General features: G+C 68.3%; 22 protein-coding genes. All 22 read right to left on the minus strand.

Annotated elements, in window-relative coordinates:
• Window position 1 precedes the first annotated feature (1 nt).
• On the minus strand, window positions 2-184 hold the full coding sequence (gene rpmD, locus G339_RS0118665; protein ID WP_019632601.1) for a 50S ribosomal protein L30: 183 nt from the start codon (window positions 182-184) through the stop codon (window positions 2-4).
• Window positions 184-801 (minus strand): 30S ribosomal protein S5, encoded by a 618-nt coding sequence (gene rpsE / locus G339_RS0118670; protein WP_019632602.1) that lies wholly within the window; start codon window positions 799-801, stop codon window positions 184-186. The genes rpmD and rpsE overlap by 1 nt, the downstream gene beginning before the upstream one ends.
• A 34-nt stretch (window positions 802-835) precedes the next feature.
• Window positions 836-1222: a 50S ribosomal protein L18 gene (gene rplR, locus G339_RS0118675; RefSeq protein ID WP_019632603.1), complete on the minus strand. Its 387-nt coding sequence runs from the start codon at window positions 1220-1222 to the stop codon at window positions 836-838.
• Window positions 1223-1277: 55 nt separating this feature from the next.
• On the minus strand, window positions 1278-1814 hold the full coding sequence (gene rplF / locus G339_RS0118680; RefSeq protein WP_026341578.1) for a 50S ribosomal protein L6: 537 nt from the start codon (window positions 1812-1814) through the stop codon (window positions 1278-1280).
• 16 nt (window positions 1815-1830) lie between these two features.
• Window positions 1831-2229, minus strand: coding sequence for a 30S ribosomal protein S8 (gene rpsH, locus G339_RS0118685; protein ID WP_019632605.1), 399 nt, complete (start codon window positions 2227-2229; stop codon window positions 1831-1833).
• A gap of 130 nt (window positions 2230-2359) precedes the next feature.
• A complete protein-coding gene (locus tag G339_RS0118690) occupies window positions 2360-2545 on the minus strand; it encodes a type Z 30S ribosomal protein S14 (protein ID WP_019632606.1) in 186 nt (61 codons plus the stop codon).
• A 37-nt stretch (window positions 2546-2582) separates the two neighbouring features.
• Window positions 2583-3155 carry a 50S ribosomal protein L5 gene (gene rplE, locus G339_RS0118695; RefSeq protein WP_019632607.1) on the minus strand — a complete coding sequence of 191 codons (573 nt, stop codon included), beginning with the start codon at window positions 3153-3155 and terminating at the stop codon, window positions 2583-2585.
• Window positions 3156-3157: 2 nt separating this feature from the next.
• On the minus strand, window positions 3158-3466 hold the full coding sequence (gene rplX, locus G339_RS0118700; protein ID WP_019632608.1) for a 50S ribosomal protein L24: 309 nt from the start codon (window positions 3464-3466) through the stop codon (window positions 3158-3160).
• The gene (gene rplN, locus G339_RS0118705) at window positions 3466-3834 is read right to left on the minus strand and encodes a 50S ribosomal protein L14 (protein ID WP_018657588.1); all 369 of its coding nucleotides are present in this window, start codon (window positions 3832-3834) and stop codon (window positions 3466-3468) included. Before rplN ends, rplX begins: the two co-directional genes overlap by 1 nt.
• Window positions 3835-3939: 105 nt before the next feature.
• A complete protein-coding gene (gene rpsQ, locus G339_RS0118710; RefSeq protein ID WP_019632609.1) occupies window positions 3940-4215 on the minus strand; it encodes a 30S ribosomal protein S17 in 276 nt (91 codons plus the stop codon).
• Window positions 4212-4457 carry a 50S ribosomal protein L29 gene (rpmC, locus tag G339_RS0118715; protein WP_019632610.1) on the minus strand — a complete coding sequence of 82 codons (246 nt, stop codon included), beginning with the start codon at window positions 4455-4457 and terminating at the stop codon, window positions 4212-4214. Before rpmC ends, rpsQ begins: the two co-directional genes overlap by 4 nt.
• Window positions 4457-4876, minus strand: a complete 420-nt coding sequence (gene rplP, locus G339_RS0118720) for a 50S ribosomal protein L16 (RefSeq protein WP_019632611.1) — start codon at window positions 4874-4876, stop codon at window positions 4457-4459. Before rplP ends, rpmC begins: the two co-directional genes overlap by 1 nt.
• Window positions 4877-4884: 8 nt before the next feature.
• Window positions 4885-5748 (minus strand): 30S ribosomal protein S3, encoded by an 864-nt coding sequence (gene rpsC / locus G339_RS0118725; protein ID WP_019632612.1) that lies wholly within the window; start codon window positions 5746-5748, stop codon window positions 4885-4887.
• Window positions 5748-6125 (minus strand): 50S ribosomal protein L22, encoded by a 378-nt coding sequence (gene rplV, locus G339_RS0118730; protein ID WP_018657593.1) that lies wholly within the window; start codon window positions 6123-6125, stop codon window positions 5748-5750. The genes rpsC and rplV overlap by 1 nt, the downstream gene beginning before the upstream one ends.
• Before the next feature lie 31 nt (window positions 6126-6156).
• Window positions 6157-6438 (minus strand): 30S ribosomal protein S19, encoded by a 282-nt coding sequence (gene rpsS, locus G339_RS0118735; protein WP_026341579.1) that lies wholly within the window; start codon window positions 6436-6438, stop codon window positions 6157-6159.
• A 12-nt stretch (window positions 6439-6450) separates the two neighbouring features.
• Complete coding sequence (gene rplB / locus G339_RS0118740) at window positions 6451-7284, minus strand: 50S ribosomal protein L2 (protein ID WP_026341580.1); 834 nt, start codon at window positions 7282-7284, stop codon at window positions 6451-6453.
• Between the two features lie 42 nt (window positions 7285-7326).
• Window positions 7327-7629, minus strand: a complete 303-nt coding sequence (gene rplW, locus G339_RS0118745) for a 50S ribosomal protein L23 (protein WP_019632615.1) — start codon at window positions 7627-7629, stop codon at window positions 7327-7329.
• A gap of 11 nt (window positions 7630-7640) precedes the next feature.
• Window positions 7641-8243 carry a 50S ribosomal protein L4 gene (rplD, locus tag G339_RS0118750; protein ID WP_019632616.1) on the minus strand — a complete coding sequence of 201 codons (603 nt, stop codon included), beginning with the start codon at window positions 8241-8243 and terminating at the stop codon, window positions 7641-7643.
• Window positions 8240-8890 carry a 50S ribosomal protein L3 gene (rplC, locus tag G339_RS0118755; protein ID WP_019632617.1) on the minus strand — a complete coding sequence of 217 codons (651 nt, stop codon included), beginning with the start codon at window positions 8888-8890 and terminating at the stop codon, window positions 8240-8242. Before rplC ends, rplD begins: the two co-directional genes overlap by 4 nt.
• A gap of 15 nt (window positions 8891-8905) precedes the next feature.
• Window positions 8906-9214 (minus strand): 30S ribosomal protein S10, encoded by a 309-nt coding sequence (gene rpsJ / locus G339_RS0118760; RefSeq protein WP_018657599.1) that lies wholly within the window; start codon window positions 9212-9214, stop codon window positions 8906-8908.
• Between the two features lie 132 nt (window positions 9215-9346).
• Window positions 9347-10540, minus strand: a complete 1194-nt coding sequence (gene tuf, locus G339_RS0118765) for an elongation factor Tu (protein WP_019632618.1) — start codon at window positions 10538-10540, stop codon at window positions 9347-9349.
• A gap of 81 nt (window positions 10541-10621) precedes the next feature.
• Window positions 10622-12733 (minus strand): elongation factor G, encoded by a 2112-nt coding sequence (gene fusA / locus G339_RS0118770; RefSeq protein ID WP_026341581.1) that lies wholly within the window; start codon window positions 12731-12733, stop codon window positions 10622-10624.
• Window positions 12734-12738: the final 5 nt, after the last annotated feature.

Below are 12738 nucleotides of genomic sequence, written 5' to 3' on the forward strand. Positions count from 1 at the left end.
ATCAGTCCACCTCCTCGACGGCGACCAGGTGGTTCACCGTCCGGATCATGCCGAGCACCTCGGGGCGGTCCTCGCGGACGACGCTCTGCCCGATCTTCTTCAGGCCGAGGGTGCGCAGCGTGTCACGCTGGTTCTGCTTCTCGCTGATCACGGACTTGGTCTGCGTGATCTTCAGCTTCGCCATCAGCCCGCCACCTCCTGCCGGGGCTCGCTGCCCGCGGCGCGGGCGCGCAGCATCGCGGCCGGGGCGACGTCCTCGATCGGCAGGCCGCGCTTGGCCGCGATCTCCTCCGGCCGCTTCAGCGACTTCAGGCCCGCGATCGTCGCGTGGACGATGTTGATCGCGTTGTCGCTGCCCAGCGACTTGCTCAGCACGTCGTGGATGCCGGCGCACTCCAGCACCGCGCGCACCGGGCCGCCGGCGATGACGCCGGTACCGGGGGCGGCCGGACGGAGCAGGACCTCGCCCGCCGCGTCGCGCGCCTGCACCAGGTGCGGGATCGTGCCCTGGATGCGCGGCACCTTGAAGAAGTGCTTCTTGGCCTCCTCGACGCCCTTGGCGATGGCCGCGGGCACCTCCTTGGCCTTGCCGTAGCCGACGCCGACCGTGCCGTTGCCGTCACCGACGATCACCAGGGCGGTGAAGCTGAAGCGACGCCCGCCCTTGACGACCTTGGCGACGCGGTTGATCGCCACGACCTTCTCGATGTACGACTGGCCCTTGTCGGCGCCACCGCGGCGGTCGTCGCGGCGGTCGCGACGGTCGCCACCCTGACCGCCGCCGCGCCTCTGCGCTGCCATCAGTGGTTCCTCTTCTCGTTCGTCGTCGGGACCGTCACAGCTCCAGGCCCCCCTCGCGCGCGCCGTCCGCGACGGCGGCCACGCGCCCGTGGTACTTGTTGCCGCCCCGGTCGAACACGACCGCGGAGACGCCGGCCTCCTTGGCACGGGCCGCGACCAGCTCGCCGACCTTGCGCGACTTGGCGGTCTTGTCGCCGGAGTCGTTGCGCAGGTCCGCCTCCATCGTCGACGCCCAGGCCAGCGTGTGGCCCTTGTCGTCGTCGATGACCTGGACGAACACGTGCTTGGTGGAGCGGGTCACGACCAGGCGCGGACGCGCGGCGCTGCCGACGACCTTCTTCCGGACCCGCAGGTGCCGGCGCCTGCGGGACTTGGCCCGCGCCGACGTGGCCTTTCCGGCCAGGGTCTTGGTGCCTGCCATGACTACTTACCAGCCTTTCCGACCCTTGAGTACCCGTGACGGATCTGCTCGCCCATCACTTACCGGCCTTTCCGACCTTGCGACGGATCTGCTCGCCCTCGTAGCGCACGCCCTTGCCCTTGTACGGGTCGGGCTTGCGCAGCTTCCGGATGCGGGCGGCGATCTCGCCGACGAGCTGCTTGTCGATTCCCTCGACGGTCAGCTGGGTCGGCTTCTCCACCGTGAAGGTGATGCCCTCCGGCGCCTCGAACGGGATCGGGTGGCTGTAGCCGAGGGAGAACTCCAGGTTCTTGCCCTTGGCCACGACGCGGTAGCCGACGCCCTGGATGACCAGGGTCTTCTTGTAGCCCTCGGTCACGCCGACGACCATGTTGTTGATCAGCGACCGGGTGAGTCCGTGGAGCGCCCGGACCGTGTTGACGTCGTTGGGCCGGCTGACGGTGACCTGACCGTCCTCCAGCGCGACCTCGATCGGCTCGGCGACGGTGTGCGACAGCGCGCCCTTCGGCCCCTTGACGGAGACGTCGCGGCCGTCGATCTTCACCTCGACGCCGGCGGGCACGGCCACGGGGAGACGTCCAATGCGAGACATATCTGAGCCCTCCCCTCTACCAGACGTAGGCGAGGACTTCGCCGCCCACGCCGCGCTTGCCGGCCTGCCGGTCCGTCATCAGGCCGGAGGACGTCGAGATGATCGCGACGCCCAGTCCGCCCAGGACCTTCGGCAGGTTGTCCTTCTTCGCGTACACCCGCAGACCGGGCTTGGAGACGCGCTTGATGCCGGCGATCGAACGCTCACGCGTCGGCCCGAACTTCAGGTCGATCACGAGCTTCTTGCCGACCTCGGCGTCCTCGACGCTCCACCCCGAGATGTAGCCCTCCTGCTGGAGGATCTCGGCGATGTGCGCCTTGATCTTCGAGTACGGCATCGCGACGGCGTCGTGGTACGCCGAGTTCGCGTTACGCAGACGCGTCAGCATGTCCGCGATCGGGTCGGTCATCGTCATGGCCTACTGGCCCTCCCTCGCCACGGTTTCCTCTTCCGGACCTTTGGCGCGGTCATGGACGCCTTCGTCAGGCGCCCGGTGGTTATTTACCAGCCGGAGGACCGGCCCCCGCCGCGCGGGGGCCGGGTCGCTACCAGCTCGACTTGGTGATGCCGGGCAGCTCGCCCCGGTGCGCCATCTCGCGGAAGCAGATCCGGCACAGGCCGAACTTCCGGTAGACGGAGCGCGGACGCCCGCAGCGCGAGCAACGAGTGTACGCGCGCACGCCGAACTTGGGCTTCCGGGCCGCCTTGGCGATCAGCGACTTCTTCGCCATCTACTCTCCTTGTTCCAATCCTCGGCCCGAGAGGGGCTCAGGCTTCCTTGAACGGGAAGCCGAGGAGCTTCAGGAGCGCCCGGCCCTCGTCGTTGGTCTTCGCCGTCGTCACCACGGTGATGTCCATCCCGCGCTGCCGGTCGACCTTGTCGGGGTCCACCTCGTGGAACATGACCTGCTCGGTCAGCCCGAAGGTGTAGTTCCCGTTGCCGTCGAACTGCTTCGGCGACAGACCGCGGAAGTCGCGGATGCGCGGGAGCGCCGTGGACAGCAGGCGGTCCAGGAACTCCCACATCCGGTCGCCGCGCAGCGTCACGTGGCAGCCGATCGGCATGCCCTCGCGGAGCTTGAACTGGGCGATGGACTTCTTCGCGCGGTTCACCATCGGCTTCTGGCCCGTGATCAGGGTCAGGTCGCGGACGGCGCCCTCGATCAGCTTGGCGTCCTTCGCCGCGTCGCCGACGCCCATGTTGACCACGATCTTGGTCAGCCCGGGGATCTGCATCACGTTGGCGTAGCCGAACTGCTCCTGCATCGCCTTCGCGATCTCCTCGCGGTAGCGGAGCTTGAGCCTCGGCTGGGGGCGCTGCTCGGTCACGGTCTCGGTCATTCTCAGATCTCCTTGCCGGAACGGCGCGAGATCCGGACCTTGGTGCCGTCGTCGTTCACGCGGTACCCGACGCGGACGGGCTTGCCGTCCTCGACCAGGGCCACGTTGCTGACGTGGAGCGGCGCCTCGACGGTCACGCGCCCGCTCTCCTTGCCGGCCCGCTGCGCGTCGGCCTTGATGTTCTTGGTGATGATGTTGACGCCCTCGACGACCACGCGCTCGCGGCGCACGTCGACGCGCAGGACCTTGCCCGTGGCGCCCTTGTCCTTGCCGGCGATGACGATGACCTCGTCGCCCTTGCGGATCTTCATCACAGCACCTCCGGCGCGAGCGAGACGATGCGCATGAACTTCTTCTCGCGCAGTTCACGGCCGACCGGGCCGAAGATGCGGGTACCGCGCGGGTCGCCGCCGTCCTTGATCAGGACGGCCGCGTTCTCGTCGAAACGGATGTAGGAGCCGTCCGGGCGCCGGCGCTCCTTGCGGGTGCGCACGACGACCGCCTTGACGACGTCACCCTTCTTGACACCCGCGCCGGGAAGGGCGTCCTTCACCGTCGCGACGATGACGTCGCCGACTCCCGCGTAGCGCCGACCCGAGCCGCCGAGAACCCGGATGCAAAGGATCTCCTTCGCACCCGTGTTGTCGGCGACCTTGAGTCGCGACTCCTGCTGGATCACGTTGACTCCTGTTCGTCACACCGGTTCTTGGCCTGCGGCCAAGCCTGGTGGAACCAGTGGCTCTGTCTGTTCGCGGGACGTCCGCCCCGCGGGGGCCCGAAGGCCCTACTTGGCCTTCTCGAGGATCTCGACCACGCGCCAGCGCTTCGTCGCCGACAGCGGCCGGGTCTCCATGAGACGGACGCGGTCGCCGACGCCACACTCGTTGGCCTCGTCGTGCGCCTTGTACTTCGTCGTGCGGCGGATCACCTTGTGGTAGCGACGGTGCGTGATGCGGTCCTCGACGGACACGACCACGGTCTTGTCCATCTTGTCGCTGACCACCAGGCCCTCCAGGACCTTGCGGGTCGGCCGCTGGGCGGTCTCGGTCTGCTCACTCATTCGTTCCCGCCCTCCGCGGCGTCCTCGGCGACCGTGACGATGCCGAGCTCGCGCTCGTTCATCACGGTGTAGATGCGGGCGATCTCGCGCTTCACCGTGCGCAGCCGCCCGTGGCTCTCAAGCTGGCCGGTCGCGGCCTGGAAGCGGAGGTTGAACAGCTCCTCCTTCGCCTCCTTCAGCTTGGTGACCAGGACGTCATCGGGCTCGGTCCGCAGCTCGTCGGCGGTAAGACCCTTGGCCATCAGGACTCACCCACCTCTCGCTTCACGATCTTGCACTTCATCGGCAGCTTGTGGATCGCGCGGGTCAGGGCCTCGCGGGCGATCTGCTCGTTCGGGTACGAGATCTCGAACAGCACGCGACCCGGCTTGATGTTCGCCACCCACCACTCGACCGAGCCCTTGCCGGAACCCATGCGGGTCTCGGCGGGCTTCTTCGTCAGCGGACGGTCCGGGAAGATGTTGATCCAGACCTTGCCGCCACGCTTGATGTGGCGGGTCATCGCGATACGCGCGGCCTCGATCTGCCGGTTCGTCACGTACGCCGGCTCGACGGCCTGGATGCCGTACTCGCCGAACGTCACCTTCGTGCCGCCCTTGGCCATCCCCCGGCGCTTCGGGTGGTGCTGCTTGCGGTGCTTGACCTTACGAGGGATCAGCATCGGTTACTTCAGCTCCCCTCACCACTCGCAGCGGGAGCGCCGGCCTCGGCCGAGGCGGGAGCCTGCTGCTCTGAACTCTGCTGCTGACGCGCGCCGCCGCGCTCGCCGCCACGCTCGCCACCGCGGGCGCCGCCGCGGCCGCCGCGGCCGCCGCCGCCGCGCCGGTCGCCGCCACGGCGGTCCCGGTCACCGCGACCGCCGCCCGCGGCGCGCTGCTGCGCGGCCTTGGCCTCGCGCTCGGCGCGGGTCGGGGCGGCCTCGCCCTTGTAGATCCACACCTTCACGCCGATGCGGCCGAACGTCGTACGGGCCTCGTAGAACCCGTAGTCGATGTCGGCCCGCAGCGTGTGCAGCGGGACCTGGCCCTCGCGGTAGAACTCCGACCGCGACATCTCGGCGCCGCCGAGACGCCCGCCGCACTGGACCTTGATGCCCTTGGCGCCGGACTTCATCGCGGACTGGATCGCCTTGCGCATCGCGCGGCGGAACGCCACGCGGCTCGAAAGCTGCTCGGCGACGCCCTGCGCGACGAGCTGCGCGTCGATCTCGGGGTTCTTGACCTCGAGGATGTTCAGCCGGACCTGCTTGCCGGTCAGCTTCTCCAGGTCGCCCCGGAGCCGCTCGGCCTCCGCGCCGCGGCGGCCGATGACGATGCCCGGCCGCGCCGTGTGGATGTTGACCTCGACACGGTCCCGGGTGCGCTCGATCTCGACCTTGGAGATGCCCGCCCGGTCCATGCCCTTCTGCAGCATGCGCCGGATCTGGACGTCTTCCTTGACGTAGTCCTTGTAGAGCTTCTCGGCGAACCACACGCTCTTGTGGTCGGTGGTGACGCCGAGCCGGAACCCGTGCGGGTTGATCTTCTGACCCACTACCGGGCCCTCCTCGTCTTCTTGCCGCCGCCGGCCGCCGCTTCCTCACGCGACTCCACGACCACGGTGATGTGGCTGGTCCGCTTGTTGATGCGGTAAGCCCGGCCCTGGGCGCGGGGGCGGAAGCGCTTGAGCGTCGGCCCCTCGTCCACCCACGCACGGCTCACGACGAGCGTGCCGGTGTCGAGCTTGAAGTTGTGCTCGGCGTTGGCGATGGCACTCGCCAGCACCTTGCCCACCGGCTCACTCGCAGCCTGGGGGGCGAACCGCAGCACCGCCTGAGCCTCCGCGGCGGGCAGGCCGCGGATGAGGTCCACCACGCGGCGGGCCTTCCTGGGCGTGACGCGGATGAACCGCGCCTGGGCCCTGGCTTCCATCGCTACCTCTCTCCTACGATCTACTGCCCGCTCAGCCGCGACGGCTGCGACGGTCTTCCTTGACGTGGCTGCGGAAGGTGCGGGTCGGCGCGAACTCGCCGAGCTTGTGCCCCACCATGGCGTCGCTGATGAACACCGGGACGTGCTTGCGCCCGTCGTGGACGGCGATCGTGTGCCCGATCATCTCCGGGACGATCATGGAGCGCCGCGACCACGTCTTGATGACGTTCTTGGTGCCCTTCTCGTTCTGGGCGTCCACCTTCTTCTGAAGGTGGTCGTCCACGAAGGGACCCTTCTTCAGGCTACGTGGCATGACTGGCGACTCCTACCGCTTCTTCTTGCTGCGCCGACGGACGATCAGCCGGTCGCTGGACTTGTTCGCCTGGCGAGTACGGCCTTCCTTCTTGCCCTTGGGGTTGACCGGGTGGCGACCACCGGAGGTCTTGCCCTCGCCACCGCCGTGCGGGTGGTCGATCGGGTTCATGGCGACACCGCGGACGGTCGGGCGCTTGCCCTTCCACCGCATGCGGCCGGCCTTGCCCCAGTTGATGTTCGACTGCTCGGCGTTGCCGACCTCGCCGACCGTGGCGCGGCACCGGACGTCCACCATGCGCATCTCGCCGGAGGGCATGCGCAGCGTGGCGTACTTGCCCTCCTTGGCCAGGAGCTGGACGCCCGCGCCCGCGCTGCGGGCGATCTTGGCGCCGCCGCCGGGCCGCAGCTCGATCGCGTGGACGACCGTACCCGTCGGGATGTTGCGCAGCGGGAGGCAGTTGCCGGGCTTGATGTCGCTGCCCGCGCCGTTCTCGACGCGGTCGCCCTGCTTGAGGCCGTGCGGCGCGAGGATGTAGCGCTTCTCGCCGTCCGCGTAGTGCAGCAGCGCGATGCGGGCGGTGCGGTTCGGGTCGTACTCGATGTGCGCGACCTTCGCCGGGATGCCGTCCTTGTCGTGCCGGCGGAAGTCGATCACGCGGTAGGCGCGCTTGTGCCCGCCGCCCTGGTGCCGGGTGGTGATGCGGCCGTGGTTGTTGCGCCCGCCCTTCTTCGGAAGGGGACGCAGCAGCGACTTCTCCGGCTCGCGGCGCGTGACCTCGACGAAGTCGGCCACGCTCGATCCGCGACGACCGGGAGTCGTCGGCTTGTACTTACGGATGCCCATCTTTTTCGTTCATCCCTTATTTCGCTCCGGTGGCCCGGGCCGTCAGGCCCCGCCGCCGAAGATGTCGATCGGCTGCTCACCCTCGGCCAGGCTCACGATGGCGCGCTTGGTGTCCTTGCGCTTGCCGTAACCGAACCGGGTCCGCTTGCGCTTGCCCTGGCGGTTGAGCGTGTTCACCCCCGCGACCTTGACGCCGAACACGGCCTCGACGGCCTGCTTGATCTGCGTCTTGTTGGCGTCGGTGCGGACGAGGAAGGTGTACTTGCCCTCGTCCAGCAGCCCGTAGCTCTTCTCCGAGACGACCGGCGCGATGATGATGTCGCGCGGGTCGGCGATCTTGGCCATTGCGACCCGCCTTACTTCTTCGTCACGCGCGCGATGAACTCGTCGTACGCCTTCTGCGTGAAGACGACGGCGTCGTTCACCATCACGTCGTAGGTGTTGAGCTGGTCGGAGACGAGGAGGTGTACCGACGGCTCGTTGCGCAGGCTCTTCCAGGTGACCTCGTCCTCGCGGTCGAGGACCACCAGGACGCGGCGGGCGTCGGTGACGCCGCGCAGCGCGGCCACGGCCGTCTTCGTCTTCGGGGTGTCGCCCTCGGCGAGCGCGTCCACCACGTACACCAGGCCGTGCGCGGCCCGGTCGGACAGCGCCGCGCGGAGCGCCGCGGCCTTCATCTTCTTGGGCGTCCGCTGCGAGTAGTCGCGCGGCTGCGGCCCGTGGACGATGCCGCCGCCCGCGAACTGCGGGGCGCGCGTCGAACCCTGGCGGGCGCGGCCGGTGCCCTTCTGGCGGTACGGCTTCTTGCCGCCGCCGGACACGTCGCCGCGCGTCTTGGTGGCGTGGGTGCCCTGCCGGGCCGCCGCCTGCTGGGCCACCACGACCTGGTGGATCAGCGGGACGCTCACCTTCGCGCCGAAGATCTCCTGCGGCAGCTCGACGTCGATCTTGGTGGTCACTTGCCCGTCCCCTTCACTGCGTCGCGGACGAGGACGACGCCGCCGTTGGGACCGGGGACCGCGCCCTTGATGAGCAGCAGGCCCTTCTCGGCGTCGATCGCGTGGATCGTCAGGTTCTGCACGGTGGTGCGCGCGTTGCCGTGGCGACCCGCCATCCGCAGGCCCTTGAAGACACGGCCGGGGGTGGCGCAGCCGCCGATGGAACCCGGCGAGCGGTGCTTGCGCTGGGTGCCGTGCGACGCGCCGAGGCCCTTGAAGCCGTGGCGCTTCATGACACCCGCGGTGCCCTTGCCCTTGCTGGTGCCGGTCACGTCGATCCGCTGACCGGTCTCGAAGACGCCGGCGGTGATCTCCTGGCCGAGTTCGTACTCGGTCGTGTCGTCCAGGCGCAGTTCGGCGAGGTAGCGGCGCGGAGTCACGCCCGCCTTCTCGAAGTGACCCTTGCTCGGCTTGTTCACCTTGCGGGGGTCGATCTGGCCATACCCGATCTGGACCGCGGCGTAGCCGTCGCGGTCCTGCGTGCGGATCTGGGTGACGACACACGGCCCGGCCTGGACGACGGTCACCGGGACGACCCGGCCCTCATCGTCGAAGACCTGGGTCATGCCGAGCTTCTCGCCCAGGACGCCCTTCCTCTGCGTACTCATCTCTCGGTGCGTCCCTTAGAGCTTGATCTCGATGTCAACGCCGGCCGGCAGGTCGAGCCGCATCAGCGAGTCGACCGTCTTGGGCGTCGGGTCGATGATGTCGATCAACCGCTTGTGCGTGCGCATCTCGAAGTGCTCGCGCGAGTCCTTGTACTTGTGCGGCGAGCGGATGACGCAGTACACGTTCTTCTCGGTCGGCAGCGGCACCGGGCCCGCGACCTTGGCGCCCGTCCGCGTCACCGTCTCAACGATCTTCTTCGCGGAGGTGTCGATGACCTCGTGGTCGTAGGCCTTGAGCCGGATGCGGATCTTCTGTCCCGCCATGGTGGCCTCGGTGTCCTTTGCTGGTAGTGCCGCTTTGGGGTCAGCCCCACTCGCGCGGGGCGCGTGAGTCCGGTCCCGGATCGGCGGCCCAGTTCCACAACCGAACTGGGCCGCCGGGGTCCGACGAACTCGTTACTTGTTGATCTTGGTGACGCGACCCGCGCCGACGGTCCGGCCACCCTCGCGGATGGCGAACTTCAGGCCCTCCTCCATGGCGACGGGCTGGATCAGCTCGACGCTCATCTCGGTGTTGTCGCCCGGCATGACCATCTCGGTGCCCTCGGGGAGGGTCACCACGCCGGTGACGTCGGTGGTCCGGAAGTAGAACTGCGGACGGTAGTTGTTGAAGAACGGCGTGTGGCGGCCGCCCTCGTCCTTGGACAGGATGTAGACCTGCGCCTCGAACGCGGTGTGCGGGGTGTTGGTGCCCGGCTTGATGACGCACTGGCCGCGCTCGACGTCCTCGCGCTTGATGCCGCGGAGCAGCAGGCCGACGTTGTCGCCCGCCTGGCCCTGGTCGAGGAGCTTGCGGAACATCTCGACACCGGTGACGGTGGTCTTGGCCGCCGTCTCCTTGATGCCGATGATCTCGACTTCCTCGTTGACGTTGACGACGCCGCGCTCGATGCGGCCGGTGACGACCGTGCCGCGGCCGGTGATCGAGAAGACGTCCTCGATCGGCATCAGGAACGGCTTGTCGGTGTCGCGGACCGGCTCGGGGACGTTCTCGTCGACCGCGGCCATCAGCTCGAGGATCGACTGGCCCCACTTCTCGTCGCCCTGGAGCGCCTGGAAGGCGGAGACGCGCACGACCGGCACGTCGTCGCCCGGGAACTCGTACTCGGAGAGCAGCTCGCGGACCTCGAGCTCGACGAGCTCCAGGATCTCCTCGTCGTCCACCATGTCGCACTTGTTCAGCGCGACGACGATGTAGGGGACGCCGACCTGGCGGGCCAGGAGCACGTGCTCCTTGGTCTGCGGCATCGGGCCGTCGGTGGCGGCGACCACCAGGATGGCGCCGTCCATCTGCGCCGCACCGGTGATCATGTTCTTGATGTAGTCGGCGTGCCCGGGGCAGTCGACGTGCGCGTAGTGACGCGACTCGGTCTGGTACTCGACGTGCGCGATGGAGATGGTGATACCGCGCTCGCGCTCCTCCGGCGCCTTGTCGATGTCCTCGAACGGCGTGAAGGGGTTGATGTCCGGGTGCGCGTCGTGCAGCACCTTGGTGATCGCCGCGGTAAGCGTGGTCTTACCGTGGTCGATGTGACCGATGGTGCCGATGTTCACGTGCGGCTTGGTCCGCTCGAACTTGGCCTTAGCCACTGTTGCTCCTTGTTGCGATCCTGGCCGGACGACCGGCCGCTTCGATGTGTGCTGCCTGGTGATCTGTGACTAGGCCGGGTGCTACTCGCCCCGCGCCTTCGCGATGATCTCCTGCGCGACGTTCCCCGGAACCTCCGCATAGGAGTCGAACTGCATCGTGAACACAGCCCGGCCCTGGGTCTTGCTGCGCAGATCACCCACGTAGCCGAACATCTCGGACAGGGGCACCAGCGCCTTGACGATCCGCATCCCGTGCAGCTCGTCCATGCTCTGAACCTGACCGCGCCGGCTGTTGAGGTCGCCGATGACATCGCCCATGTTGTCCTCGGGCGTGGTGACCTCGACGGCCATCACCGGCTCCAGCAGCGCCGGAGACGCCTTGCGGGCGGCCTCCTTGAACGCCATGGACCCGGCGACCTTGAACGCCATCTCCGACGAGTCGACCTCGTGGTAGGCGCCGTCCTGCAGGGTGACCTTCACGCCGACCATCGGGTAGCCGGCGAGGACGCCGAACTCGGCGGCCTCCTGGCAGCCCGCGTCCACCGACGGGATGTACTCCCGGGGGATGCGGCCGCCGGTCACCTTGTTCACGAACTCGTACCCGTCCGACCCGCCGCCGAGCGGCTCCAGGTCGATGATCACGCGGCCGAACTGGCCCGAGCCACCCGTCTGCTTCTTGTGGGTGTACTCGACCTTGGTGACGGCCTTGGTGATCGTCTCGCGGTAGGCCACCTGCGGGCGGCCCACGTTCGCGTCGACCTTGAACTCGCGCTTCATGCGGTCGACGAGGATCTCCAGGTGGAGCTCGCCCATGCCGGAGATGACCGTCTGGCCGGTCTCCTCGTCGGTGTGGACGCGGAACGAGGGGTCCTCCTCGGCCAGCCGCTGGATCGCGGTGCCCAGCTTCTGCTGGTCGGCCTTGGTCTTCGGCTCGATCGCGACGTCGATCACCGGAGCCGGGAAGGTCATCGACTCCAGGATGATCGGGTCCTTCTCGTCGCACAGCGTCTCACCGGTGGTGGTCTGCTTCAGGCCCATCACCGCGACGATGTCCCCGGCGCCGACGTGCGAGATCTCCTCGCGCTTGTTGGCGTGCATCCGGTAGATCTTGCCGATCCGCTCCTTGCGCTCCTTGATGGAGTTCAGCACCGAGGTGCCGGCCTCCAGGACGCCGGAGTAGACGCGGATGAAGGTGAGCTTGCCCAGGTGCGGGTCGCTGGCGATCTTGAACGCGAGCGCGGAGAACGGCTCGTCCTCGCTCGGCTTGCGCTCGATCGACTTCTCCTCGTCGCGGACCGCGTGGCCGACGATGGCCTCGACGTCCAGCGGCGACGGCAGGTAGCGGATGATCGCGTCGAGCAGGGGCTGCACGCCCTTGTTCTTGAACGCGGTCCCGCACAGCACCGGCGTGAGGTTGGCGGCGAGGGTCGCGCGGCGGACGCCGGCGTGGATCTGCTCCTCGGAGAGCTCGGTGCCCTCGAGGTAGGCCTCCATGACCTCGTCGTCGTTCTCGCCCAGCGTCTCGACGAGCTTCTCGCGCCACTCGGCGGCCTGGTCGGCGTAGTCGGCGGGGATGTCGATCTTGTCGTACATCTCGCCGAGCTTGGCCTCGGCGTTCCAGACCAGCGCCTTCATCGCGACCAGGTCGATGACGCCCTGGAAGTCCGACTCGGCGCCGATCGGAAGCTGCATGACCAGCGGCGTGGCGTTCAGCCGCGTCTCGATCATGTCGACGCAGCGCATGAAGTCCGCGCCGGTCCGGTCGAGCTTGTTGACGAAGCAGATGCGCGGGACTTCGTAGCGGTCCGCCTGGCGCCACACCGTCTCGGACTGCGGCTCGACGCCCGCGACGCCGTCGAAGACCGCGACCGCACCGTCGAGCACCCGCAGCGACCGCTCCACCTCGACGGTGAAGTCGACGTGCCCCGGGGTGTCGATGATGTTGATCGTGTGCTCGACGTTCGCGACCGGCCACTTGCAGGTGACGGCGGCGGAGGTGATGGTGATCCCCCGCTCCTGCTCCTGCTCCATCCAGTCGGTCGTGGCCGCACCGTCGTGGACCTCGCCGATCTTGTAGCTCATCCCGGTGTAGTACAGGATGCGCTCGGTCGTCGTGGTCTTGCCCGCGTCGATATGGGCCATGATCCCGATGTTGCGGACCTTGGCCAGGTCTACACCGGTTTTGGTAGCCACTTTCG

The sequence above is a fragment of the Actinomadura atramentaria DSM 43919 genome (assembly GCF_000381885.1).
GTDB lineage: Bacteria > Actinomycetota > Actinomycetes > Streptosporangiales > Streptosporangiaceae > Spirillospora > Spirillospora atramentaria.

What these genes read in the sequence shown, in the direction of transcription:
- rpmD (WP_019632601.1), bottom strand. Translation starts at nt 184, where the DNA reads ATGGCGAAGCTGAAGATCACGCAGACCAAGTCCGTGATCAGCGAGAAG.
- rpsE (WP_019632602.1), bottom strand. Translation starts at nt 801, where the DNA reads ATGGCAGCGCAGAGGCGCGGCGGCGGTCAGGGTGGCGACCGTCGCGAC.
- rplR (WP_019632603.1), bottom strand. Translation starts at nt 1,222, where the DNA reads ATGGCAGGCACCAAGACCCTGGCCGGAAAGGCCACGTCGGCGCGGGCC.
- rplF (WP_026341578.1), bottom strand. Translation starts at nt 1,814, where the DNA reads ATGTCTCGCATTGGACGTCTCCCCGTGGCCGTGCCCGCCGGCGTCGAG.
- rpsH (WP_019632605.1), bottom strand. Translation starts at nt 2,229, where the DNA reads ATGACGATGACCGACCCGATCGCGGACATGCTGACGCGTCTGCGTAAC.
- G339_RS0118690 (WP_019632606.1), bottom strand. Translation starts at nt 2,545, where the DNA reads ATGGCGAAGAAGTCGCTGATCGCCAAGGCGGCCCGGAAGCCCAAGTTC.
- rplE (WP_019632607.1), bottom strand. Translation starts at nt 3,155, where the DNA reads ATGACCGAGACCGTGACCGAGCAGCGCCCCCAGCCGAGGCTCAAGCTC.
- rplX (WP_019632608.1), bottom strand. Translation starts at nt 3,466, where the DNA reads ATGAAGATCCGCAAGGGCGACGAGGTCATCGTCATCGCCGGCAAGGAC.
- rpsQ (WP_019632609.1), bottom strand. Translation starts at nt 4,215, where the DNA reads ATGAGTGAGCAGACCGAGACCGCCCAGCGGCCGACCCGCAAGGTCCTG.
- rpmC (WP_019632610.1), bottom strand. Translation starts at nt 4,457, where the DNA reads ATGGCCAAGGGTCTTACCGCCGACGAGCTGCGGACCGAGCCCGATGAC.
- rplP (WP_019632611.1), bottom strand. Translation starts at nt 4,876, where the DNA reads ATGCTGATCCCTCGTAAGGTCAAGCACCGCAAGCAGCACCACCCGAAG.
- rplV (WP_018657593.1), bottom strand. Translation starts at nt 6,125, where the DNA reads ATGGAAGCCAGGGCCCAGGCGCGGTTCATCCGCGTCACGCCCAGGAAG.
- rpsS (WP_026341579.1), bottom strand. Translation starts at nt 6,438, where the DNA reads ATGCCACGTAGCCTGAAGAAGGGTCCCTTCGTGGACGACCACCTTCAG.
- rplB (WP_026341580.1), bottom strand. Translation starts at nt 7,284, where the DNA reads ATGGGCATCCGTAAGTACAAGCCGACGACTCCCGGTCGTCGCGGATCG.
- rplW (WP_019632615.1), bottom strand. Translation starts at nt 7,629, where the DNA reads ATGGCCAAGATCGCCGACCCGCGCGACATCATCATCGCGCCGGTCGTC.
- rplC (WP_019632617.1), bottom strand. Translation starts at nt 8,890, where the DNA reads ATGAGTACGCAGAGGAAGGGCGTCCTGGGCGAGAAGCTCGGCATGACC.
- rpsJ (WP_018657599.1), bottom strand. Translation starts at nt 9,214, where the DNA reads ATGGCGGGACAGAAGATCCGCATCCGGCTCAAGGCCTACGACCACGAG.